Source organism: Streptomyces sp. NBC_01217, from assembly GCF_035994185.1.
Taxonomy (GTDB): domain Bacteria; phylum Actinomycetota; class Actinomycetes; order Streptomycetales; family Streptomycetaceae; genus Streptomyces.
The window spans coordinates 7,824,938-7,847,274 of sequence record NZ_CP108538.1; the positions used below are offsets into that span (position 1 = coordinate 7,824,938).

The window sequence follows — 22,337 nt, forward strand, 5'->3', positions numbered from 1 at the left end:
AGTCCGGAAGGTGGCCGGCAGGCTTTACGCACCCACCGACAGTCCTGACGATCCCCGGTGGTGCTCAAAACCCCCGACGAAATGGAGTGGCGGATGCACTCCTCGCAGGGCGACGATCGCTCGGTACTCGCCGATGAAGGGGCAGCTATGGGCGACATCGCTCCGAGGGAGCTCATCTCCCTCGCCGATGACGAGGGGAACAGCGTCACCGTCAACGTTCTGGGGCGTGATCCCAGATGGTCCGCCGGGCTGGAGGCCGAGATCACGGTCAGGACACCGTTCGTGTCCGGCCGTATCAACCTGGTGCTGTCAACCTCGAAGCTCGAAAGCTGGGCAACTGCGTTGAATCTGCTCGACACCGACGAGGACGTCGTCTGGATGGAGTGGGACAGAGGGCCGTCCATCTCCATCCAACTCACCGGCGAGCGTGACTGTCCGGAGGTGACCGTGGAGGACGAGTCGGGGTCCATGGTCACCGTGCGGGTGCCGCTCGTACCGCCGGACGACTGGATCGCTGACCACCGGCAACGCCTGCACCAGGTGATGAATCACTGGGTTCCGATGCTGTCAGAGTAGGGAGACAAGCCGCCGCCGGCAGATGAGCGCACATCCCAGGGCGAGGAAGGCTGCGTGGATGTCATCGCGGATCTCCCAGTGGATGCGCAGGCGGCGGAACCAGTGCAGGCGCGCGAACGCGCGCTCGACAACCCAACGTTGGGTACCGAGGCCGGAACCATGCTCGGTGCCGCGGCGGGCGATGACCGGCTTCACGCCGAGGTCCCGGACGAGCCGACGGTGCTTGTCGTGGTCGTAACCGCGGTCCCCAAGTACGGTGTCCGGGCGGCGGCGAGGTCGGCCGCGCTTGCCTCGCACGGGCGGTACTGCTTGAAGCAGTGGGATGAGCTGGGTGACATCGTTGCGGTTGCCGCCGGTCGGAGTGACCGCGAGCGGGATGCCTGTGGCGTCCGTGATCAGGTCAAAAGTCCCGGAGCGATCCGACCAAGTGCGCTCGGAGAGTTGCGGAGAGTGTCACGTCCATGCCGTGCCATCGGAGTCGAGAACCTGGCAGTCAGAGATTGTCCGGTTCGCAACTGCACGGGCCATCAGTGCTGCGTGTACAGATCAACTCCAGTAAACTGACCGCGCTTTAGGAAGTGGCAGAGCCGCGAGTCGACTACGTGCGACGGCGGGAAGCACCAGGTGTAGCCGGCGTTCGCCGTTCTTAACGGAGCTCTGATGAACTTATCCATTTGCGTTCAGCGGGCTCCGCCCTGCGACCGTTCCGGGGCAGGGAGTTGCATGAGGACTGGCCGGACGGCTGCCGACGGTGCCCGGGGGATCGCGCCGTTGGAGTCATGGCCGGCTCGGGCCGTTTACCGGACCTGTCCCGGCTTCGCGGGCGTTTGTCCGCAGTGTCACTTCTTTGCCCTGCACGAGTTCTCTACACACTATTCGCAGATTGCCGCATTGCTACTCCTGTCCGCCAGTACTCCGGAGTCCGGCGCTCACCCCCTCCCGGGAATGAACTGCTGCGCCGTTCTTCGAAGGCTCGACCCCGACCCTAGGACCACCATCCGTGACGTTGTCCTCAAAAATCGCCCTTTCGCTCGGCGCCTTGTCCCTCTTCCTGGCAGTCTGGGCGCTGCTCCTGGCGCGCTCGCGCCGCAAACACGTACGACGAAGCAGGGATCTGTCCGCGGAGGTGCAGGCCGCCAATTCCCGTGTGCAGGCCGCCGAGGGCCGCGCCCGAGCCGAGGTGCAGAACAGGCAGACCGCGGAGTCCCGCACGGAGAAAGCCAACACCCGGGAGGCGGAGCTTCTCGACGAGGTGCGTCACCTCGCCTCCGAGCGGCTTCCCGCTCTCGCACTGCACCTGATCAGCTCTCATCACCCCGTTCCCGGACTGCTCCACAAGGATCTCGCGGGGTCCGAGGCCGCGCAGCTCCTTGACGCCCTGCCCGAAGTTGTTTCTGGCATCGTCCTCAAGGAAAGGCGCCGCATCGACGCCGCTGCTCGGGCTGCCCTGCGCGGCGCGACTCAGGAGTCCCAGGCCCTTTCCTACCGTCTGCAGACCAATATCGTCGGTCTGCAGCACGAGTTCAGCGCGCCGCCCAGTCTGACGCAGAGCCTGCTCGAGTCCGACCACCTCAATGAGCAGAACCTGCGCCTCACGCAGAGATCCGCCATCGTGTGCGGAGGATGGCCGGGGCACGTCCGCAAGGACACCTATGTGAGCGAGGTCGTCAGTGGCGCCTCCTCCCGGCTGCGCGGCTTTGACCGCATCAACATTGTTTCCCGGCTGGGACTTTCCAACATCGGCGTGGTCGGGCGCGCGGCCGAGCCCGTTGCCGTGGTCTGCGCCGAGCTGATGGCCAACGCGCTGGAGCACTCCCGTGACGACCTCATGGTGGACGTCAGCCTGTTCCAGACCGGCAACGGCAGTGTGTGCATCACGATCGACGACGCCGGCAAGGGCATGACCTCGGAAGCGCTCACCCGCGGCCGAGGTCTGATATCGGGTGAGCAGCAGGAGGTGATGCTCCTTGAGCTCGGTGACCCGCCGTCCATGGGATTCGCCGCCATCGGCCGCCTTGTGGCCGACTACGGCCTCCACGTCTCCATCGACACTTCCTCTCCCTATGGCGGGGTGCGCGCTGTGGTGTCAGTTCCCGAGAACCTTCTGACCTCGATCGACGAAGACGCCACGCCTCCGTCGGTGATGGCTCCTCAACCCGCCGTGGCGCCTCAGGCCCACAAGCGTCCCCCCACCGTCGACGCGCCCGCACACTCCTCCGCGCCGGCCGGTGCGGAGGAGCTGCCGCAGCGCCGTCGTCGTCTCTCGGCGACAGCCATCCATGATGATGACGCCGTAGTAGCGCCCCGCCCCTTGGACCCGGAGGACACCGGCGCCCTCTGGAGCGATTTCCAAAGTGGCCTCACCAGCGGCCGGTCCGTCACCGATTCGGAGTAAACACTGTGACCATGTCTGAAGCCCACGAAGAGACCGGTCCGTCCGCCTGGGTCCTGAAGCCCATCACCGAAATCCGTGGTGTCCGGCACGCTCTGACCATGACTCTCGACGGGATGGTCCAGGTCATCTCCGAGAACCTGACCAAGGACGAGGCAGACGGCATCGGTGCGATGACCGCCGCGCTGCACTCCGCCTCTCGCGCCGCCACCAACGCCGTTCTGGGAGCGCCTCCAAGCACTCCGCTCACGACCGTCACCTCACACAACGACCGGGGCACCTACATGGTCATGCCGGTCGGCGAAGGAACCAACACCCTGATCGCAGCAGCGGGCGATGAGGACATGCCCATGGGGGTGGTCGCGGCCACGATGGCCCGCCAGGCAATGAAACTCGGGGAACAGATCATGTCCGTTCCCGCCCGTACCAGCGACGGGGCGTCATGAGCCGCGGCCAGGAACAGCGACGGCTGCTTCCGGCCTATCTTGCGACCGGAACCAGCCCCGGTGCCGGCCTCTCGGGCACCCTCGATTCGCTGGCCGCTCTGCGTGCCAGTGGTCTGCCCCTGGCCAGGTACCACACGGCGGTGCACCAGCGCGTGGTCGAGCTGCTCACCGACGGGTCTCTCACCGTCGTCGAGCTGGCCGGCTATCTCGGCCTCCCGGTCAGCGTCACCCTGGTGCTCGCCGAACAACTTGTCAGTGACGGTCAGTTAAAGGCCAGCGTTCCGATTCCGGACGCTCTGCGCGCGTCGAACGATGGCCGACCGTCGAAAGATGTCCTGGAAGAGGTTCTGAGTGGACTCCGCGCTCTCCTTGCCGCCTAGCTCGCCCCCTGTCTACCTGCCTGAGGGAGAACACCGAAGGATCAAGATCCTTGTTGCCGGCCCGCTGGGCATCGGCAAGACGACTGTGGTCAAGTCGCTGTCGCAGATTCCGACACTGCACACCGACGAGGTCATGACGAACGCGGCGGTCGCTACCGACGACCTCAGCCACGATGTCCTGCGTGACAAATCCACCACCACGGTCGCCATCGACTTCGGCCGTCTGACCCTGCCCGGCGACAAGATCGTTCTGTACCTGTACGGAACTCCCGGGCAGCGCCGCTTCCTTCCTCTGTGGGAAGGCATCGCGTTCGGAGCACTCGGTGCCCTCGTCCTGGTCGACACCCGGCGGCTCAAGGACTCCTGGGAGGTGATGGAACTCATCGAGGAGCGCGGTTTGCCGTACGCCGTCGCTGTCAATATCTTCCCTGACTCACCCAAATACGATCTGGCGCTCATCCGTTCGAAGCTCGACCTCGCCCCAGAGACCCCACTGGTCACCTGTGACGCACGAGAGAAGAACAGCGGCCTCAACGCCCTCATCCAACTGACCGCCCATTCCATATCCGTTGCCGGAGTCGAAGCCTCGTGACGCTCACACCAGCCGAAGCCCCCGTGTCCCTGCACGGGGCCGAACACGCCGCCAACCCTCAGCGCAGCTATGAACTGCTGCGCAGACAGGGGCCGGTCGGCGTAGCCGAGGTGGCCCCCGGCCTCATGGTCCACCTGGTCACCGATTACCGGGCCGCCCTCGACCTCCTGCAGGACGCCGACACGTGGACCAAGGACACCCGGGACTGGCTGCCGCAGGTGCCGGAGGACAGCCCTATCCGTCCCCTGGTCGAGTGGCGGCCGAGCCTGTTCTTCGCCGACGGCGAGGCACACGCGCACCTGCGACGTGTCATCACGGACAGCTTCGGTCTTCTGGACCCCCATGATGTGCGTGTCCTGACATTCCGCTACGCCGACACACTTCTCCAGGAATTCGCTGATACCGGAACGGTCGACCTCGTCCGCCAGTACGCGCAGCAGCTGCCCCTGATGGTCTTCAACGCTCTGTTCGGCATGCCGGACGAGGAGGGCCCGCGGCTTGTGTGGGCGCTCGAGGCGATGATGGACAGTGATCCGGAGAAGCAGGCAGCGGGCGGGCAGTCGTTCGGCGCCTACCTCGAAACCCTCTACGGGACCAAGGCGGCGCAGCGAGGCCACGACCTGACCTCCTGGTTCATCGATCATCCCAATGGGCTGAGCCAGGAAGAGGCCGTCAACCAGATCCTCATCACCCTCGGGGCCGGGAACGAGCCACTGGGCAACCTCATCGCCAACACACTCGTTCGCATGCTCAGCGACGACCGCTATTTCGGCACCCTGACCACCGGGAGCCTGCCCATCCAGCACGCCATCGATGACGCGCTGTGGCACGACGCACCGCTGGCCAACTACAGCGTGCACTTCCCCAAGAAGGACGTGACCTTCCACGGCGCTCGCATCCCCGCAGGCTCGCCCGTCATGGTGTCCTACGCCGCCGCCAACACCTGCCCCCACTCCGGCATGCCGGCGGACGGCTATCGCTCCGGGAACAAGGCGCACCTGGCCTTCGCGGCAGGACCCCATGAATGCCCCGCACGTGACGTCGCCACGCTGATCGCCACCGCCGCCATCGAGAGGCTCCTGACCTATCTGCCGGACATCGAACTGGATATTCCCGCCGAAAAGCTGACCTACCGGCCTGGTGCTGTCCATCGGACGCTCACCGCACTCCCGGCCCGATTCACCCCGCTGACCCCCGACGCCAACGGGGCCACCCCCTGGAGCCGGAGCCCATCCCACCCCGAGCGGGACGCGCTATTCTCCCCGACGTCAGGCAGCACCAAGGCGTAGAAGCCGTATCACCTGCCGTCGATCGTCGTGTCGCGGTGGTGCCGCCCGGGAACCGGCCGGCACCACCGCGACAGCCCCAGGGAGGAGACGCGTGTACGCGACGACGGTTCCCGAACGAAAGAGGATCAACCGCCGGTGATACAAACCCTTCGCACGGGACTGCCCGACCTCTCCTCCCTACGACAGGAGGTGGGCGGGGCTCTGACCGGATTCCTGGATGCCAAGGAACGTGCTGCGCCAGGAGCCGAGCTGCTCTACCTGACCACCGCCCTGCGCGGACTCCTGACCGGCGGGAAACGCCTGCGGTCCCTGCTGTGCCTGTACGGATGGCAAGCCGCCGGAGCAACAGGCGACATGACCGCCGCCTTTCGCGCTGCCGCCAGCCTCGAACTCTTCCAGGTCTTCGCCCTGGTGCACGACGACGTGATGGATGACAGCGACGTCCGCCGCGGCCGGCCGTCCGCCCACCGTGCCCTGGCCACCGCGTATACCGACAGCGGCGGCCCGCACAGCAGGGCCGAGGCGCACGGTCTGGGCGCGGCCGTCCTCCTCGGAGACCTGGCCCTGGTGTGGTCCGACGAACTCCTGCGCACAGCGGACCTCAGTCCGGGACGGCTGGCGCAGGTGCTGCCCCTGGTGGCCGAAATGCGGAGCGAGGTCATGTACGGCCAACTCCTGGACCTGCAGACCACCGGCCGCCTTACCGGCGACGTGGATGCGGCACTGCACGTCATTCGCTACAAGACGGCCAAATACACCATAGAACGGCCCCTGCACATCGGGGCGGCCGTGGCCGGAGCGACCCCACCCGTACTCGACGCCTGCACCGCCTTCGGCATTCCGCTGGGAGAAGCCTTTCAGCTGCGGGACGACCTGCTCGGGGTCTTCGGTGATCCCGCCAAGACGGGCAAACCGATACTGGACGATCTGCGCGAGGGCAAGGCCACCGTCCTGATGGCGCTCGCTGTCCAGCGAGCCTCCACCGCCGAACTGACAACACTGCGCGAGCTCGTCGGCCGAAGCGACCTCAACGAGGAACATGCCGCCGCGGTCCGCACGATCCTGAACTCCACCGGCGCCCGGCAGACCGTGGAGGAAATGATCAACGCACGACGGGCGGCCGCCCTCGCCGCCCTGGACAACGCTCCCTTCCCGGTAAGTGCCACAGCCGCCCTGCGCCGGCTCGCCCTGGACGCAACGGCCAGGCAGACATAGGCGTCGTCGCACACCGGATTCAGAACCCCGAGGAGGAAGTCACCCCATGAGCATCAGCACGCCCACCAGCACGTCTTACGCCGAACGAGCCGCCGGCCTGGTGGCCAGGGCCGACCAGGACAGATGGGGAAGCGTCCGCCCCTCCCTGTACGAGACGGCCCGTGTCCTCTCCGCAGCGCCGTGGCTGCCCGGGGAACCACGGCGGATCGAGTACCTGCTGGAACAGCAGGCGCTCGACGGCAGTTGGGGGGAGGGGCCGCTGCCCTACCGGCTCCTGCCGACGCTCAGCGGGGTGGAGGCAGCACTGGCGGTCCTGCGAAGGGGCACCACGACCGCGGAGGTCACCGGCCGGCTCACGACCGCGGTGGACAGAGGTCTCGACGTATTGCGGTCACTGCCACCGGTGTTGCCGTGGCCGGACACGGCTGCAGCAGAAATACTCGTTCCCAGTCTGGTAGCCAAGATCAACGAGAAGCTGGGCTCCCTGACCACCGGCGAGGACATGCCGGGTTCCGTCGGCCGCCCGCTGCCGGTTCCGGGCGGCTTCGACGGGTCGGCACCTGCCTACGTGGCCAGACGGTACGAGTCGGCGGGCAGCCTGCCCGTCAAGTTTCACCACACGTTCGAAGGCATAGACGAGTACATACCGCCGGATCTCGTCCCTGACGTCGAAGGCCTGCTGGGCAGTTCGCCGGCTGCCACCGCGGCACGGGCAGCACGGTCACCCGCTGCTACCGCTCGGGCCGTCGCCGACCTCACTGCGGTGGCGCAGCGCTACGACGGTCTCTTCCCCGAGGCCGCGCCTTTCCGCGTGGTCGAACGGCTGTGGGTCGCCGTCGCGCTGGCGCGCGCCCAGCTGCCCGCTGCCGCTCTTCCCACTGTCCGCGGGTGGGCCGGGGAGATCTACGATCCTGAAGGCGTGCGCGGTGCGCCCGGCCTCATGACCGATGCCGACGACACCGCCATGGCGGTACTGGTCGCCTCGCTCGTCGGCCTGCCGCACGACCCGGCACCGCTCGACCTGTTCCACAACGGCAGCCACTACGACTGCTACATCGGCGAGGACACCGGATCGGTCACCGCGAACGCCCACGCCCTGCAAGCCCTCGTGAGCCACCTGCGGCACCGCCCGACGGCATACGACACCTACGGCCCCCGCGCGGCGAAGCTGCGCGACTGGCTGACCGGCCAGCAGCAGCCCGAAGGGCACTGGACCGACAAATGGCATGCCTCCCCCTACTACGCCACCGAGCGGAGCGTCACCGCACTCGCGCAGTACGGCGGCCACCACGCCTCCAAAGCCGTCCAGAGGGCCGCCGAGTGGACAACCGACACCCAGCGCGCCGACGGCTCCTGGGGCGTGTGGGGCGGCACGGTCGAAGAGACCGCATACGCCGTCAAGATCCTGCTGAGCGCGGCCACACCCACACCGCAGCCGCAGCACACCCGGGCCCTGGACCGAGCCGAGACATACCTGCGCGCCGCCTCGCACCCCAGCCACCAGCACCCCGCCCTGTGGCATGACAAAACCCTGTACGCGCCCACGGCAGTGATCGAAGCGGAAGTGCTCGCTGCGAGGGAGAGGCTGCGCACCCGTCGTAGCTGAGCAGACCGTCATCGCGCCCAGGGACCGCACAAACCACAAGCGAGGGAAAGGGACAGGCACATGACTGCCGACCTACGTATTGCGCCGATCGCCCCCGGGCGGATACCGCTCATCGGGCACGTCTCGCCTCTGCTCAGGGACCGCCTGGCCTATGTCCAACGCCTGCGCACCTACGGGCCGATCGTGCGACTCGTCATCGGCCCGAAGAAGACGATCACCGTGATCAACTCGTTCGAGCTGCTCCAGGAGATGCTCACCCGCAAGTCCGACCACTTCAACAAGGGACTGCTCTTCGACAAACTCAAGATCTTCGGCGGAGACCCCCTGCCGGTCGCTGAAGGCAAACCGCACCTGAAGCGGCGCCGTCTGATGCAACCCGCCCTGCATCGTGAACACGTCAAGGGTTACATTGAGACCATGCGGGCCACGGCGGAACCCTCGGTCTCGGCCTGGCGCGATCAGGAAGTCCTCCACGTGTCCAACGAGATGCAGCTCATGGCCCAGGGGGTCGTCATGGCGGCGCTCTTCTCCTCGAATCCTGAGCGCGGGGCGGCGCAGACGATCCTCGACAGCGTCGACACGGTCTTCAAGGCGGCCCTCATGCACGCCATGGTGCCCGTCTCCGCACTGGAGCGACTGCCAACCCCCGGCAACCGCAGGGCCCGGGCCGCCAACGCCGTCCTGCACAAGACCATCGCGGACATCATCGCCGACCACCGGGCGAGCCCTGACGCGTACGACGACCTGATCTCGCTCCTCATGACCGTCCAGGACGGGACCGGCGGAATCCTGAGCGACGAGGAGATCACGGCGGAGATCACCGCCCTGCTCGCCGCCGGCTCCGAGACCACCGCGGTCACCCTCGCATGGCTGTTCCATGAGATCGCCCGCAACCCGGAGCTGGAGCGCAGGCTCCACGAAGAAGTGGACACCGTGCTCGCCGGAGACGAGCTCGCCGCCGAACACATACCCCGGCTCGCCTTCACCCGCAGGCTCATCGACGAGACCCTGCGCCTGCACAACCCCGCCTGGATCCTGACCCGACGGACCATCTCACCCGTGCAGCTCGGGCAGTTCAGCCTGCCTGTGGGGACAGACGTGATGTGGAGCCCGTACGCGATGCACAGAGATCCGGACCTGTACCCCGACCCGCTGCGTTTCGACCCCGACCGCTGGCTCCCCGAGCGTCCTCAGCCACCCAGGGGAGCTTTCATTCCATTCGGGGTCGGAAAGCGGATGTGCATCGGAGATCAGTTCTCCCTGATGGAAGCCGTCGTCATTACGGCGCTCATTGCGTCACGCTGGCGGCTGAGGCCGGTACCCGGCGCAACCGTCCGGCCGGTGCCGGAGATCACTGTGCATCCCTCGTCCCTCGACATGATCGCCGAGCCCAGAAAGCATGCGGTCGCGGAGAGCACGGTATGAACGACTCCTCCCGCGCTTCGGCTCCTTGGCCCACTGCCCCCCTCCCGATGCCAGACCTCCGAGACTCCTTTCCCGGTCCCTTCTCAACCAGCCCGCATGCCGAAGCCATCGAGCAGCACACCGCCGACTGGCTCCACGGCTTCCCCCTGGTCCGCTCACCGAGCGAGCTGAAGACCCTCTGCAACATCACGGCCCAGGGGGTGGCCCGCGTCCTCCCGGCGGCCGACCGGGACGGCGTCTTCCTCTGTGCCGACCTCTTCCTGTGGCTCACCGCGTTCGACGACACACACGGCGAGACCGAAGGAGCCCGTGACACCGCGCGACTGGTCCGCCGCATCAGTCAATGTGTCCACCTCCTCGCCGGCCATGACGAGCCGGCAGGCGAGGCCGGCGTCTACACCGCTGCGCTTGGGGACCTCCTTGGCCGGTTCCGGGAACGGGCCACGCCCACGCAGTACCTGCGGCTCACCGCGCACCTGCGTGACAACCTTTTCGGCATCCTCTGGGAGGCCCATCACCTCGACAGGCCCGACGAGGTCACCCTGAGCGACTATTGCGCGATGCGCCCGCACACCGTCTTCGTCCGGACCGTCATGGCGACCGCGGAAGTCATGCTCGGATACGAACTCACCGAGGATCAGCGAGCCTCGGCAGCAGTGCGGGAACTGGAGAAGGCCGTTGCCGACCTTGCCGGGTGGATCAACGACCTTGCCTCGTACGCGAAGGAGGCAGATCGCGGTGGCCCGACTCCTCTGAGCCTGCCGGCACTGCTGATCCGACACCGCGAGTGCGACCTCGAAGGGGCGTTCCGCCTGGCCTCCCGCATGTGTGAAGACCAAGCCTCCACCGCACGCCTTCGAATCACCGAACTCGCTGCCGACAGCAAGAACGCACTCGGGGATCACGCTCACGCCGTGGAAGCCGTAGCAGCCTCCTACGTGTGGCACATAGGGCACGCCCGCTACGGGCATCACTGACTTCGGCTCGTCGGAGTGATCTCTGCAGAAGTTCCTTACGCTGCGGGGGTGTTGGCTGCATTCCGTGGTGTGTGCCGTATGGGGATGGTGACGGGCCGGCCGCCGTGGGACGATCCGAAACGGTCGGCGAACCGGGCATGGTTCGAATCCTTGGCTGCGCGCAGACAGGGAAAGGGCCCCTCGTGAACGCCAATTCGAGGGGCCCTTTCTCGCGCGCTTGCGTACTTCGGCGGGGTCGCGGAAGCGTCAGGCGACGGACTTGGTGCCGTCCACCGCCGACGAGAAGCCGAAGATGTCCACCGCGTGGTAGTACGTCCAGGCCGTCGCGTCGCAGGATGCCTTCGTGGCACCGGAGTAGTTGTTGCACACGCGCTTCAGGTCTTCGTACAGGGCGGAGTCCAGCCGTGACTTGTTCGCGCTGAAGGTGCCCGCCTGCTTGTAGTTGCGGTAGCCGAAGTCGTGGCGGGCACAGGCTGTCTGGAAGGGGAAGCCGAAGGGGTTGTCGGGCGAGCTGGAGCAGTAGTCCGTGGACCAGTCGAAGGCGTAGGCGGACCAGGCGCCCTGGTTGGCCCGTGCGGCGACCCAGGCGTTGTAACTGGTCGCGCTGGTCTGGGTCCAGCTACTGAGGACCTGGGGCTTGTCGGCGGGGGCCGCGCTGGCCTGACCTGCCGTCAATAGAGCTGCGGGGAGGGTGAGTACGACTGCGACGAGCGGAAGTGCCAGACGACTGCGCATGCGGATAGCCTCCGGATTAGGGCAGTGGGGTACCCCGTGCCCGGTGGCACGGAGCGCCATCAGGGTGACGGCCTGTGCTGTCGTACGGGTCTACGCGCGGTGACTCGCTGCGGAAGGCTCCCCCAAGTCCCGGGGTCACCATGCGTCCCATGTGGAACGCACACGCAACCAGCCCTAGTTGGCCACAATCGGAGGCATCGGTTCACACGGGATTTCCGCCCGCAGCACGGTGGGTTCGCCGGCCGGGCCGGACAGCGTGGGTCTGCCGTCCGGTACGGAGACCTGGTCGGCAAGACCCGTAAGAGACCACTCCCGCCGGTCCCTGCGACTGCCTTCTCCCGGCCGGTCCTTCCCGCACGTTCACCCTGATGAACCCGCATCCCCCGTGCGGTTACCAGGCGCGTCCCGCCTCGATCAGCGCATCCCGGACCCGGGTGACGTCGGGGTTGTCGGGGCGGCCGGGGCGTTGGACGAGGTAGCCGGTGTTGATGGGCGGGTCGTCCGGTTCGTGCAGGGACACGAGGGCGCCGGAGGCCAGTCCGTCCTGGCAGAGGTAGCGCGGCAGGACGGTGAAGCCGGCCCCGGCGGCGACCATGGCGAGGACGCCGCGCAGGTCGGGGACGGTGACGGCGGCGGGGCAGGACAGCCGGGTGCCGAAGACGTGGCGCCAGTAGCGGCGGGCGATGGGCAGGTCTTCCGCGTAGCTGATCAGGGGGACGGTGTGCAGTACGGACGGCCCTTCCACGGCCAGCCGCTCCTTGACGCGGTCGGCCCAGGAGGGGGCAGCGACCAGGACGAACTCCTCGTCCATCAGCGGTACGGAGGTGAGGGCCCGCCCGCGAGGCCGGAAGGTGGCGATGACCAGGTCGTGGCGTCCGGCGCGCAGTTCGTCGAGGAGCGGGTCGGTCAGGCCCGGGGTCACCCGCAGCCGTACGCCGGTGGCGGTCAGCGGGGCGAGGGACGGCAGAACGCGGGTGCAGAGCAGCTCGGCGGGGCCCGCCAGATGGACGGGGGCGGCCCGCTCGTCGGGTGCGGTGTCGTGCCCGGTCGCGGCGGCGAGCGCGTCGAGCGGCGCGGCGACGCGGACCGCGAGGTCGTGGGCCACGCTCGTCGGGGCGACGCCGCGCGGGAGGCGCTCGAAGAGTTCGCGGCCCATCTGCCGCTCCAGGGCGCGGATCTGGGTGGTCACCGTGGGCTGCGAGAGTCCCAGCAGCCCGGCGGCGGCGGTGAACGAGCCGGAGCGGTGGACCGCCAGGAAGGTGCGCAGCAGATTCAGGTCCGCCACGGGCGTCGTACCCGGTTGCGTCACGTCGACGGTTCCATTGGGATGCTTATGGCTCACGAAGAAACACTACCCATTTCCTATGGCAGGTAGGTGTGGGTGGGTGCGGGTGCGCGGGCCTCAGGGAGTGGCGGGGGCGCTGCGCGCCGTGAGGACGCGCAGCGCTGTCTCGCCCCATCGGATGTTCTCCTCCTCGAACGCGATGCCCCGCAGCAGGGTGAGGTAGGGGCCCACCCGGTCAGCGTGGGCGAGGTGTTCGTCCTCGGTGCGCCCCTGGAGGAGCCGTTGCCTCAGCCGCTCGTAGCGGGCCAGCTTGGCCCGGGCCCATTCCATGCGCTCGGAGACGTCCGCGCGTACCGCGGCGATGTCACCCACGTCGGCGCACTGGACCTTCACCAGGAGGCCGTCCCGGATCGCGGCGGGCCGGCCGATCGGCTCGGCGCTGTAGGCGTGCAGGGCCGCGTACCCCGCCTCGGTGAGTGAGAACAGCCGCTTGTCGGGCCGTCGCTCCTGGCGGATCACCTGGGCGGTGACCAGGCCCTCCCGTTCCATGCGGTCGAGTTCCCGGTAGAGCTGCTGGGGCGTGGCGGTCCAGAAGTTGGCCACCGAGGCGTCGAAGCCCTTGGCCAGGTCGTAGCCGGACGCCTCCCCCTCCAGGAGCGCGGCCATCACCGCGTCGCGCAATGCCATCCCCCCACCGTGGCACTCTCTTGAGTAATGAACAAGTTGCCCATGTCTCCCCGTCGGAGGCCTGGACAGCACTACCGGCGAGTCATAATCTCCGACTCGCCTAGTCAACTTATTGATTAAGTGAGTGAGTGAGGATTCATGCATCCGTTCCGCAACGCAGTCGAGAACCGTGATCCGGACGCCGTGGAGGCGCTGCTCGCCGAGAACGTGGTCTTCACCAGCCCGGTGGCGTTCAAGCCGTACCCGGGCAAGGCGATCACCGCCGCGATCCTCCGTGGCGTGATGCGCGTCTTCGAGGACTTCACATACGTACGCGAGATCGCGAACCCGGACGGCCGCGACCACGCCTTCGTCTTCACCGCCACCGTCAACGGCAAGCGGATCCACGGCTGCGACTTCCTCCACTTCGACGAGGAGGGGAAGATCGACGACTTCACCGTCATGGTCCGCCCCCTGTCCGCCGCCATGGCGCTGTCCGAGGCCATGGGCGCCCAGTTCGACCGGATCACCCGGGAGGCGACGGGCGCATGAGCGACTTCGACGGGGACGTCATCGGGGCGGTCAGGCCAGTTTCTTGAGGACCTCGGCCGCGAGAGGGGCGGAGGAGGAGGGGTTCTGGCCGGTGATCAGGTTGCGGTCGACGACCACGTTCGGGGCCCACGGCTCGCCGGCCCGGACCTCGACACCGGCCTCGACGAGGCGGGTCTCCAGCAGCCACTTCGCCTTGTCGGCGAAACCGGCCTGGGCCTCCTCGGCGTCGGTGAAGGCGGCGACCCTGTAGCCGGCGAAGGCGTTCGTTCCGTCGGCGCGTGTGGCGGCGAGGAGAGCGGCCGGGGCGTGGCAGACGACGGCCAGCGGCTTGCCGGAGTCGAGCGTGTCGATCAGCAGCTTGCCGGAGGTCGCGTCGACGGCGAGGTCCTCCATGGGGCCGTGCCCGCCGGGGTAGAAGACGGCGTCGTAGTCGTCCGGGTTCACGTCCTCCAGCCGGATCGGGTTCTTGATCTCGGCGATGGAGTCGAGCGTGGCAGTGACCTTGTCGGCGCCCTCCTGGCCTCCGTTGACCTCCGGGGCGAGGCTGCCCCTGTCGACAGTGGGGACGACGCCGCCCGGGGTGGCGACGACGATCTCGTGGCCCGCGGCCTTGAACGCCTCGTAAGGGGCGACGGCCTCCTCGGCCCAGAAGCCGGTCGGGTGCTTGGTGCCGTCGGCGAGCGTCCAGTGGTCGACGCCGGTCATCACGAAAAGGATCTTGGACATGTGTGTCTCCGAGGGGTGCGGGTTGGCTTCGGGCCCGAGGGACGGTGATCGCACACTCCGGACGCTCTGCGAGCGCTGACGCTGCGGATCCAGATCGTCGGTGCGGCGATTTCCTCGAACGTAGACCCGTCCCGGACAGGTTTCCAATGAGGAATCCAATGCGTGCCATCGGAACTCCAATGGATCCCCGGGAATAGACACGCACTGCTCCGACGTGCGGAAGGAGTCAGACGTTCGCTGCCTCGGGGGGCGCCGCCGCCGTCCCGCGGAAGGTGCGCCGGTAGGCCAGCGGGGAGACGCCGATCGCGGTGTGCATGTGCTGGCGCAGCGAGGCTCCGGTGGCGAAGCCGACCTGTCCGGCGATGTCGTCCACCGCGAGGTCGGTGGACTCCAGCAGATGCCGGGCCCGGGCCACCCGCTGCTGGATCAGCCAGCGGCCCGGGCTCAGGCCGACCTCCTCGCTGAACCGCCGGGCGAAGGTGCGCAGGCTCATCCGGGCGTGATCGGCGAGTTCGCCGAGGGTGAGCGGATCGTGAAGGTTCTCCAGCGCCCACTGCCGGGTGGCCGAGGTCCCGTGCGACGTGGCCTCGGGCACGGGCCGTTCGATGTACTGGGCCTGCCCGCCGTCCCGCCAGGGCGGCACGACGCATGCACGCGCCACCTGGTTGGCGACGGCGGCGCCGTGGTCCTTGCGTACGAGGTGCAGACAGACGTCCACCCCGGCGGCGGCCCCGGCCGAGGTCAGCACGTCGCCGTCATCGACGAAGAGCACGTCCGGGTCCAGCACGACCTGCGGGAACCACGAGCGGAAGGTCTCCGCGAGCGCCCAGTGCGTCGTGGCGGAGCGGCCGTCGAGCAGTCCGGCTCCGGCGAGGACGAACGCGCCGGTGCAGATGGACACCAGCCGGGCCCCCGTGGGTACGGACCCGAGCACCTCGGCAACCCCCGCGGGCAGTTCGCGGGAGAGGAGGGAGGTGTCGAAGGGCGGCAGCAGAACCGTGTCGGCCGTGCGCAACACCTCCGGCCCGTGCTCGACGGTCACCGAGAAGTCGGCGTTGGTACGGACGGGCCGGCCGTCCACCGAACAGGTCAGGACCTCGTAGAGCCCGGCCGCGGCACCGAACACCCGGCTCGGGATTCCCAGTTCGAAGGGATACACCCCGTCCAGGGCGAGGACGACGACACGATGGAGGTTTCCCATGGCACGATCCTGTCAAAAGATGGCAATCATGCCATGGTACGGGGCGGGGCGGGCGGCGACGCTGGAGACATGACCGATCACATCACCATGCGCGCCATGAGTCAGAACACCCACGGCACCCCCGAGGTGCTCCATGAGGTCGTGCTGCCGCGGCCCGAACCGGGCCCGAGCCAGATCCTTGTCGCGGTCCGCGCGGCGGGTATCAACCCGACCGACTGGAAGCACCGCTCCAGCGGTCTGTTTCTCCGCCACCTGCCGCTCGTCCTCGGCTGGGACGTCTCCGGCGTCGTGGAGGCCGTCGGCTTCGGCGTGACCCTGTTCAAGCCGGGCGACGAGGTCTTCGGGATGCTGCCCTATCCTCACGGCGCCGGCTCCCACGCCGAGTACGTGACCGGCCCCGCCCGCGCCTTCACGCACAAGCCGGACGGCATCGACCACGTCCAGGCGGGCGCCCTGCCGCTCGCGGCCCTCACCGCCTACCAGGCGATCGTCGACACCGCCGGGGTCGGCCCCGGGCAGCGGGTCCTCGTCCACGCGGCCGCGGGCGGAGTCGGCCACCTCGCCGTCCAGATCGCCAAGTCCCGTGGCGCGTACGTCATCGGCACCGCGAGCGCCCCCAAGCACGACTTCGTCCGCTCTCTCGGCGCGGACGAGGTCGTCGACTACCGCTCGGTCGACTTCGCCGAGGTCGTCCGGGACGTCGACATGGTCCTCGACCCGCTCTCCGGAGACACCCGCAGCCGTTCCCTCGGCGTTCTTCGCCCCGGAGGCACTCTCGTCTCCCTCCTCCCGGGCGCCGACCCGGACGAGCCGGCGAAGGCCGCCGCAAGGGGCGTACGCGTGGAGACCCTCCTCGTGGAGGCCGACCACGCCGGGATGACGGCCATTGCCGACCTCGTGGAGTCCGGCGCGCTGCGTGCCCACGTCGAGGCGGTCTTCCCCCTTGCAGACGCCGCCAAGGCCCATGCCCTCGGCGAGACCGGCCGCACCACGGGCAAGATCGTCCTCGTCGTGGACGGGGCATCCGCCGGGGCATGAGGGCAGGTCCGGCCGGGGACGCCGATGGCGTAACCGAATGAGGGCGTCCGCGCTCCGGGCGGCCGCCCGGAGCGGCGGTCAGCCGCGCAGGGCGGCGGTTGCCGTGGCGACGATGGTGGCGCGGCGCTGCTCGCGGTCGATGGCGGAGCCCATCGCCGGTACGAGCGGTGTGTTGCTGAGGGACAGCAGGATCATGAGGTCCCGCAGTTCCTCGGCGGGCAGCGTCGCCGGAACGAGGCCGTCCTTCTGCGCCTCGGCGATCTTGTCGGACTTCTCCCGCTGGGCGTCGTAGACCACCTGGGGAAGGGTGTGCTCGGGGCGCTCCAGCTGCCGCCAGGCGGCCAGGCGTACCACCTGGGGGCGGGCCTCGTAGTAGTCGTAGAGGCGTCCCGCGTAGCCGGGCAGGTCGGTGGCGTCCATCGGAACGGCGTTCACGACCTCCACCACCAGGCGGCTGTAGACCGTGTCGAACAGCTCAACCTTGCTGCCGAAGTAGCGGTAGAGCAGGGCGTTGTTCACTCCGGCGGTCTTGGTGATCCGGTCGACCCGGGCGCCGGCGATGCCATGAAGGGCGAACTCCTCGGTGGCGGCCTCCAGGATCTTGCGGCGGGTCTCGTCTGCGTTGCGGGCCATACCCGCAGCTTATGTAAGTAGGCGACCACTTGCAAAGACGTGAGGGCGGGTTTATGGTCCACGCGTAGGTAACCACCTACATGCATGCGGGATGAGGGCTACGGGGCGGCCACCGGGTCGCGCCCCGCTCCTCATCCCGCTTCTCGCCCCGCCAATCGAAGCCAGGGCCCGAGCAACAGAAGGCACCATGATCAACTACGACCGGCTGTACATCGGCGGCCGCTGGACCGCCCCCTCTCTGGACGAGCCCATAGAGGTCCGTTCACCCCATGACCACTCCCTGGTCGGCCGCGCCGCCCAGGCAGCCCCCGCGGACGTGGACGCCGCCGTCGCCGCCCGCAAGGCGTTCGACGAGGGCCCGTGGCCGACACTCGAGGCGAGCAGGTGGTTGGGGTGGGGAGCGCGATGGGCCGCGGCGAGGAGGGCGTGGATCCGGGGGCCGGCCTCATCGATGTCGGTCACGGGCGTCGCGAACGGCAGCCGGACATCGCGGTGGACGTGGGGGTATTCCAGGCGCAGGGTCACGCCGTACCGGTCCATCGCCAACGGAACGGCGCGCGCGATGCCCCGTTCGGGCTGCGGTCGCACGAGGCGCAGGAGCAGGGGGACGAGTTCGCTGTGGCTGTCCACGAGATGGGTCAGCATGCCGGCCTCGCTCGCGGCGACCGGATCGATGTCCGCCGCCTGCAGTGCATCCAGCGTGACGAACGCACGGCCTTCGGAGTCTTCGAAGACCGCCTGACCGAACTCCATGCAGGTGCTCTTCGTGGCCTGGGCGCTGTACGGGGCTGCCAGAAGCCCGGTCACCGTGACGCGGGCACGCACTCGGTCGCGTACGGGCGTCGGTGCGATGTCGGTGAACTCCAGCCGGACCGGGACACGCGTGGCCGACTGGGAAGGGCCGGTCGCCGACGGCTCGTGCAGGTGGAAGTGGCCCATCGGGCCGGTGCTGTCGAGGCGGTGCACAACGGTGGGTTCGAGCCCGTCGCTCACCACCGTCAGCGAATGGGCCGAGGCCAGGATCGACCGTACGCGTTCGGCGGGGGTCGACTGCGTGACGCGGGTGCGGAAGGGGCGCATCCAAGTTCTCCAGAGGGAGAGAGGCGGGCGGTGAGACTCCATACGATGACTTAGGTAAGCCTAACCTAATTCGCGGGGTGAAGTTTGGGTAGTCCGCGTGCTGCCCGGCGGGCTCGTACGCGTCGTGGGAAGGTGCGCCGGCCCGGTTCCGTCGCCCCGGTCCGTTGCCGAGTGGTGGCCTCGTTGTCGCGCGGGAGACTGGGAGCAGGCACGGCTCGACCGGACGAGGCTGGTGGCGATGGGTACAGCCGATGTGACGTACAGCAGTGACGGCCAGGGCGGCCCGCCGGCGCAGTTCTGGGCCCGTGTCGTGGTCGACATGCACGGTGTGGTGGCCGGATGGAGCGCCGCGGCCGAGCAACTGCTCGGGCACACGGCCGACCGGGTGCTGGGCCGGCCGGTGGCCGAGCTCCTGGCGACTGCCGTGACTCCCGCGACTTCTGCGACGGCCGCGACATCCGCGGAACAATCGGCTGCCGGACCGTGCGGCGCGGTGGTCGCCGTGCGCCATCGCGACGGCAGGGCGGTGTCCTGCCGGGTCGGTATCCGCCCCGAGCAGAGTCCCGGCACCGGTGCGGGAGCCGATGCCGCGCCGCGGTGGGAGGTGCTGCTGGCCCGGGCGGACCTGACGGACCGGCAGCCGGACCCGGAGCTCGACCGGGCGCTCCTGGAGGCGCTGTTCACGCAGTCCCCGGTGGGCCTGTTCGTCCTCGACCCACAGATGCGGTTCAGGCGGTTCAACACCGCCGCCGAATGGATGCACGGCGTTCCGGTGGCGGAGGCCCTGGGGAAGCGCCCGACGGAAATATGGCCCGACTTCACCGCCCGACTGACCGAGCGGGTGATGGGAGAGGTGCTCGCCTCCGGGGAGTCGGTGATCGGATTCGAGAAGCGCGGGCGGCCACCGGGCGACCCCGGCCGCGAGCATGTCTACTCGGCCTCCGCGTTCCGGCTCGAAGACTGCCACGGCCGGATCCTGGGGGTCGCCGACGCGGTCGTCGACGTCACCGAGCGCCATCTGGCGCAGCAACGCCTCGCTCTGCTCGCGGAAGGCGGAGCCAGGATCGGATCCACGCTCGATCTGTTGCGTACGGCGCAGGAACTGGTCGATGTGGTGGTGCCGCGACTGGCCGACAGCGCGGCCGTCGAGATCCTGGAACCCGTACTCACGGGGGAGGAGGTCGTGCCCGGGCCGGTGTCCCCTGGCGCGGTGCTGCGCAGGGCGGCCTCCCGTTCCTCCCGGCCCGATGTCTCGCCCGGGGTGTACGAGGTCGGAGAGGTGAGCACGCTCCCGCTCGCCGGACCGAGCGTCCCGGTGCTCACCGATCTCCGGCCCCGTCTGGTCAGTCAGGTGCAGGCGGACAGCGAATGGGTGGTCGGCGACCCGGTCCGCGGCCGGCGGATGCTGGAGGAGCAGGTGCACTCGGCGATGTTCGTGCCGCTGGTCACGCAGAACCACGCCCTGGGTCTCGCGGCCTTCTACCGCTGGGGCGAGCAGCCGCTCTTCGACCGGAACGATCTGATCCTGGCCACGGAACTCGTCGGCCGCGCCGCCATCTGCATGGACAACGCCCGCCGGTACCTGCGCGAGTGCAACTCCCTCGTGGCGCTGCAACGCAGTCTGCTTCCGCGGGAACTGCCCCATCACAACGGTGTGGAGGTGGCTCACGAGTACGTGCACGCCGGTGCGGGCGGCGACTGGGTCGAGGTCGTACCGCTCTCCGGGGCGCGGGTGGCGCTCGTGTCCGGCAGCGTGCCCGGTCGCGGCGTGCACACCGCCGCGGCCATGGGACGGCTCCGCGCCGCCGTGCACACGCTGTCGGACCTGGACCTGGAGCCCGACGAACTGCTCGCCCGCCTCGACGACCTGGTACACCGCCTCGTGGGGAGCGAAGGTACGAAGGACTACGACGCGCGGGACTACGGCGCGAGGGACGACACCGCGGGGGACCGCAGTCCCGAGACCGCACTCGACGGGCCGGAGCGGGAAGAGGAGCCCGGGCTGTCTCCGGCGGGTGACGACACCGGGTGCAGCTGCCTGTACGTCGTCTACGACCCCACCTCCCAGTGCTGCTTCATCGCCGGAGCCGGAGCGCCGGACCCGGTGGTCGCCCTGCCGGACGGCACGGCCAGGGCTCTGGACCTGCCCGCATCCAGGCCGCTCGGCCACCCCGGCCCCCCGTTCGAAAAGACGGAACTCGAACTGCCCGAGGGTTCGACGCTCGCGCTCTACACCGCCGGGCTGCTGCAGGAACAGCCCGGCGAATCGGGCCGGGCCCGGCTCGTCGGCCTGCTCGCCCGGCCGCCGGACTCCGTGCGCGAGACCTGCCACATGCTGACCGAAGCCCTGGTCCCCGCCCGCCCCCGCGAGGACGCCGCGGTGCTCGTCGTCCGGACACACGCGCTGGGCCCCGGCCGGGTCGCGTCGTGGGACCTGCCGAGCGATCCGGCCGTCGTCTCCACCGCCCGGTCACTCGTCACCCGGCAGCTCGGCTCATGGGCGCTGGACGAGGCGGCCTTCGCCACCGAACTCATCGCCAGTGAACTCGTCACCAACGCCATCCGGCACGCCAAGGCCCCCGTACGGTTGCGGCTGATCCACGATGACTTCCTGACCTGCGAAGTCTCCGACGGGAGCAGTACCTCACCACGGCTGCGGCATGCCCGCAACACCGACGAGGGCGGCCGCGGGCTGCTGCTCGTCGCCCAGTGCTCCCAGCGCTGGGGCACGCGCTACACCTATGAGGGCAAGACCATCTGGGCCGAACAGAGCGTCGAGACCCTTGCCTGAGCCTGCCGTGAGTGGGAGTCGGACGGCGCTCTCGCGCCGTGGACTGCCCGGCGCCGGACGCCGAGCCGACCGCGAGGCACTGAAGGTCCTCGTCCGCCCCTGAGAACCTCAGGGCCTGAATGACGCACCACGCCGCCTCCATAAGCGCGCAATGCTTCGGGTTCGGCGCTACGGTCGTCGGCGTGCCGTCCGTCGCTGCCCCGGGGCCGGGTGTCCGCCGCCTCGTCATCACTCTGCTCCTGAGCCTGGCGATCGCCGCCGTGGCCCACGTGCTGATCTGCGGTGTGCAGGCGCAGGACGGACACCATGTGTCGCCCCTCACGGGTCCGCTGTCCGTGGCAGCCCCCCACGCACAGGACGCGCGGCCCGCCTCGTACGCGGCGCGGACCACCGGCTGCGACGTGTCCGAAGCGGGGCACCATCCAGCCGCGCCCGGCGGGAGCTGTGATGCGGTGGTCCTCCTCGGCGAGGCGCCGACGCGGTCCGGGCTGCCCCTCCTCGTGGCGCTGCTGCTCACCCCGGCCGCGTGCGGACTCCTGCAGGCGGGCACCTCGGATCCCTCGCGGCGCCGTGCCACCGGTCGCGCGGCCGATGGTCCGCCACCCCCCAAAGGATTCGATCTGCTGCGACTGGTCTGCGTCAGCCGTACGTGACACGGCTCGGTGCGCCCGGCCGCCCCCGCGCGACCGCCCGCACGAGCCGCCCGCACCCGTACCGCTCTCACGCGACGGC

20 protein-coding genes and 2 pseudogenes are annotated in these 22,337 nt (G+C 68.9%); 14 read left to right on the forward strand and 8 right to left on the reverse strand.

The window, feature by feature from the left end; genetic code table 11:
- The first annotated feature begins 60 nt into the window (after positions 1–60).
- On the forward strand, positions 61–576 hold the full coding sequence (locus OG507_RS34995) for a DUF5959 family protein (protein WP_327371111.1): 516 nt from the start codon (positions 61–63) through the stop codon (positions 574–576).
- On the opposite strand, the pseudogene OG507_RS35000 reads toward OG507_RS34995, so the two are convergent.
- Positions 568–975 (reverse strand): annotated as a pseudogene (locus tag OG507_RS35000) (IS5 family transposase); the annotation flags it as partial. The gene OG507_RS34995 and the pseudogene OG507_RS35000 sit on opposite strands and share 9 nt — an antisense overlap.
- Before the next feature lie 601 nt (positions 976–1,576).
- Here OG507_RS35000 and OG507_RS35005 point away from each other — a divergent pair.
- From OG507_RS35005 to OG507_RS35045, 9 genes are all read left to right on the forward strand, one after another.
- Positions 1,577–2,971 carry an ATP-binding protein gene (locus tag OG507_RS35005; protein ID WP_327371112.1) on the forward strand — a complete coding sequence of 465 codons (1,395 nt, stop codon included), beginning with the start codon at positions 1,577–1,579 and terminating at the stop codon, positions 2,969–2,971.
- Positions 2,972–2,982: 11 nt separating this feature from the next.
- Positions 2,983–3,414: a roadblock/LC7 domain-containing protein gene (locus OG507_RS35010; protein ID WP_327371113.1), complete on the forward strand. Its 432-nt coding sequence runs from the start codon at positions 2,983–2,985 to the stop codon at positions 3,412–3,414.
- Complete coding sequence (locus OG507_RS35015) at positions 3,411–3,794, forward strand: DUF742 domain-containing protein (RefSeq protein ID WP_327371114.1); 384 nt, start codon at positions 3,411–3,413, stop codon at positions 3,792–3,794. Before OG507_RS35010 ends, OG507_RS35015 begins: the two co-directional genes overlap by 4 nt.
- Complete coding sequence (locus OG507_RS35020) at positions 3,766–4,386, forward strand: GTP-binding protein (RefSeq protein ID WP_442811065.1); 621 nt, start codon at positions 3,766–3,768, stop codon at positions 4,384–4,386. Before OG507_RS35015 ends, OG507_RS35020 begins: the two co-directional genes overlap by 29 nt.
- A complete protein-coding gene (locus OG507_RS35025; RefSeq protein ID WP_327371115.1) occupies positions 4,383–5,675 on the forward strand; it encodes a cytochrome P450 in 1,293 nt (430 codons plus the stop codon). The genes OG507_RS35020 and OG507_RS35025 overlap by 4 nt, the downstream gene beginning before the upstream one ends.
- 135 nt (positions 5,676–5,810) lie before the next feature.
- On the forward strand, positions 5,811–6,890 hold the full coding sequence (locus OG507_RS35030; RefSeq protein WP_327371116.1) for a polyprenyl synthetase family protein: 1,080 nt from the start codon (positions 5,811–5,813) through the stop codon (positions 6,888–6,890).
- Between the two features lie 46 nt (positions 6,891–6,936).
- Positions 6,937–8,496: a prenyltransferase/squalene oxidase repeat-containing protein gene (locus OG507_RS35035; protein WP_327371117.1), complete on the forward strand. Its 1,560-nt coding sequence runs from the start codon at positions 6,937–6,939 to the stop codon at positions 8,494–8,496.
- Positions 8,497–8,556: 60 nt separating this feature from the next.
- Complete coding sequence (locus OG507_RS35040; RefSeq protein WP_327371118.1) at positions 8,557–9,921, forward strand: cytochrome P450; 1,365 nt, start codon at positions 8,557–8,559, stop codon at positions 9,919–9,921.
- Between the two features lie 47 nt (positions 9,922–9,968).
- A complete protein-coding gene (locus OG507_RS35045) occupies positions 9,969–10,898 on the forward strand; it encodes a terpene synthase family protein (RefSeq protein ID WP_327371119.1) in 930 nt (309 codons plus the stop codon).
- Between the two features lie 246 nt (positions 10,899–11,144).
- On the opposite strand, the gene OG507_RS35050 is transcribed toward OG507_RS35045, so the two are convergent.
- From OG507_RS35050 to OG507_RS35060, 3 genes are all read right to left on the reverse strand, one after another.
- Positions 11,145–11,633, reverse strand: coding sequence for a phospholipase (locus tag OG507_RS35050; protein ID WP_327371120.1), 489 nt, complete (start codon positions 11,631–11,633; stop codon positions 11,145–11,147).
- A gap of 391 nt (positions 11,634–12,024) precedes the next feature.
- Entirely contained in the window at positions 12,025–12,975 is a 951-nt protein-coding gene (locus OG507_RS35055; protein WP_442811066.1) for a LysR family transcriptional regulator, read from the reverse strand.
- A gap of 60 nt (positions 12,976–13,035) precedes the next feature.
- The gene (locus OG507_RS35060; RefSeq protein ID WP_327371121.1) at positions 13,036–13,605 is read right to left on the reverse strand and encodes a PadR family transcriptional regulator; all 570 of its coding nucleotides are present in this window, start codon (positions 13,603–13,605) and stop codon (positions 13,036–13,038) included.
- A gap of 138 nt (positions 13,606–13,743) precedes the next feature.
- Between OG507_RS35060 and OG507_RS35065 the strand changes: the two genes are divergently transcribed.
- A complete protein-coding gene (locus OG507_RS35065; protein ID WP_327371122.1) occupies positions 13,744–14,136 on the forward strand; it encodes a nuclear transport factor 2 family protein in 393 nt (130 codons plus the stop codon).
- 30 nt (positions 14,137–14,166) lie between these two features.
- On the opposite strand, the gene OG507_RS35070 is transcribed toward OG507_RS35065, so the two are convergent.
- Together OG507_RS35070 and OG507_RS40560 are read right to left on the reverse strand one after the other, a co-directional pair.
- Positions 14,167–14,862, reverse strand: a complete 696-nt coding sequence (locus tag OG507_RS35070; RefSeq protein WP_327371123.1) for a type 1 glutamine amidotransferase domain-containing protein — start codon at positions 14,860–14,862, stop codon at positions 14,167–14,169.
- 226 nt (positions 14,863–15,088) lie between these two features.
- Entirely contained in the window at positions 15,089–16,063 is a 975-nt protein-coding gene (locus tag OG507_RS40560; protein WP_442811067.1) for a GlxA family transcriptional regulator, read from the reverse strand.
- A gap of 87 nt (positions 16,064–16,150) precedes the next feature.
- Here OG507_RS40560 and OG507_RS35090 point away from each other — a divergent pair, with 87 nt between their 5' ends.
- On the forward strand, positions 16,151–17,101 hold the full coding sequence (locus tag OG507_RS35090; protein ID WP_327372205.1) for an NADP-dependent oxidoreductase: 951 nt from the start codon (positions 16,151–16,153) through the stop codon (positions 17,099–17,101).
- A gap of 78 nt (positions 17,102–17,179) precedes the next feature.
- On the opposite strand, the gene OG507_RS35095 is transcribed toward OG507_RS35090, so the two are convergent.
- Both OG507_RS35095 and OG507_RS35105 read right to left on the reverse strand, forming a co-directional pair.
- The gene (locus OG507_RS35095; protein ID WP_327371124.1) at positions 17,180–17,734 is read right to left on the reverse strand and encodes a TetR family transcriptional regulator; all 555 of its coding nucleotides are present in this window, start codon (positions 17,732–17,734) and stop codon (positions 17,180–17,182) included.
- Positions 17,735–18,109: 375 nt separating this feature from the next.
- Positions 18,110–18,814 (reverse strand): annotated as a pseudogene (locus OG507_RS35105) (DUF2470 domain-containing protein); the annotation flags it as partial.
- A gap of 238 nt (positions 18,815–19,052) precedes the next feature.
- Here OG507_RS35105 and OG507_RS35110 point away from each other — a divergent pair.
- Entirely contained in the window at positions 19,053–21,605 is a 2,553-nt protein-coding gene (locus OG507_RS35110) for a SpoIIE family protein phosphatase (RefSeq protein WP_327371125.1), read from the forward strand.
- Between the two features lie 182 nt (positions 21,606–21,787).
- Positions 21,788–22,258, forward strand: coding sequence for a hypothetical protein (locus OG507_RS35115; protein WP_327371126.1), 471 nt, complete (start codon positions 21,788–21,790; stop codon positions 22,256–22,258).
- Positions 22,259–22,337: the final 79 nt, after the last annotated feature.

Coding starts and splice junctions, on each gene's coding strand:
- OG507_RS35010 (WP_327371113.1), top strand. CDS start 2,983: ATGTCTGAAGCCCACGAAGAGACCGGTCCGTCCGCCTGGGTCCTGAAG.
- OG507_RS35015 (WP_327371114.1), top strand. CDS start 3,411: ATGAGCCGCGGCCAGGAACAGCGACGGCTGCTTCCGGCCTATCTTGCG.
- OG507_RS35035 (WP_327371117.1), top strand. CDS start 6,937: ATGAGCATCAGCACGCCCACCAGCACGTCTTACGCCGAACGAGCCGCC.
- OG507_RS35040 (WP_327371118.1), top strand. CDS start 8,557: ATGACTGCCGACCTACGTATTGCGCCGATCGCCCCCGGGCGGATACCG.
- OG507_RS35045 (WP_327371119.1), top strand. CDS start 9,969: ATGCCAGACCTCCGAGACTCCTTTCCCGGTCCCTTCTCAACCAGCCCG.
- OG507_RS35050 (WP_327371120.1), bottom strand. CDS start 11,633: ATGCGCAGTCGTCTGGCACTTCCGCTCGTCGCAGTCGTACTCACCCTC.
- OG507_RS35060 (WP_327371121.1), bottom strand. CDS start 13,605: ATGGCATTGCGCGACGCGGTGATGGCCGCGCTCCTGGAGGGGGAGGCG.
- OG507_RS35065 (WP_327371122.1), top strand. CDS start 13,744: ATGCATCCGTTCCGCAACGCAGTCGAGAACCGTGATCCGGACGCCGTG.
- OG507_RS35070 (WP_327371123.1), bottom strand. CDS start 14,862: ATGTCCAAGATCCTTTTCGTGATGACCGGCGTCGACCACTGGACGCTC.
- OG507_RS40560 (WP_442811067.1), bottom strand. CDS start 16,063: ATGGGAAACCTCCATCGTGTCGTCGTCCTCGCCCTGGACGGGGTGTAT.
- OG507_RS35090 (WP_327372205.1), top strand. CDS start 16,151: ATGCGCGCCATGAGTCAGAACACCCACGGCACCCCCGAGGTGCTCCAT.
- OG507_RS35095 (WP_327371124.1), bottom strand. CDS start 17,734: ATGGCCCGCAACGCAGACGAGACCCGCCGCAAGATCCTGGAGGCCGCC.
- OG507_RS35110 (WP_327371125.1), top strand. CDS start 19,053: ATGGGTACAGCCGATGTGACGTACAGCAGTGACGGCCAGGGCGGCCCG.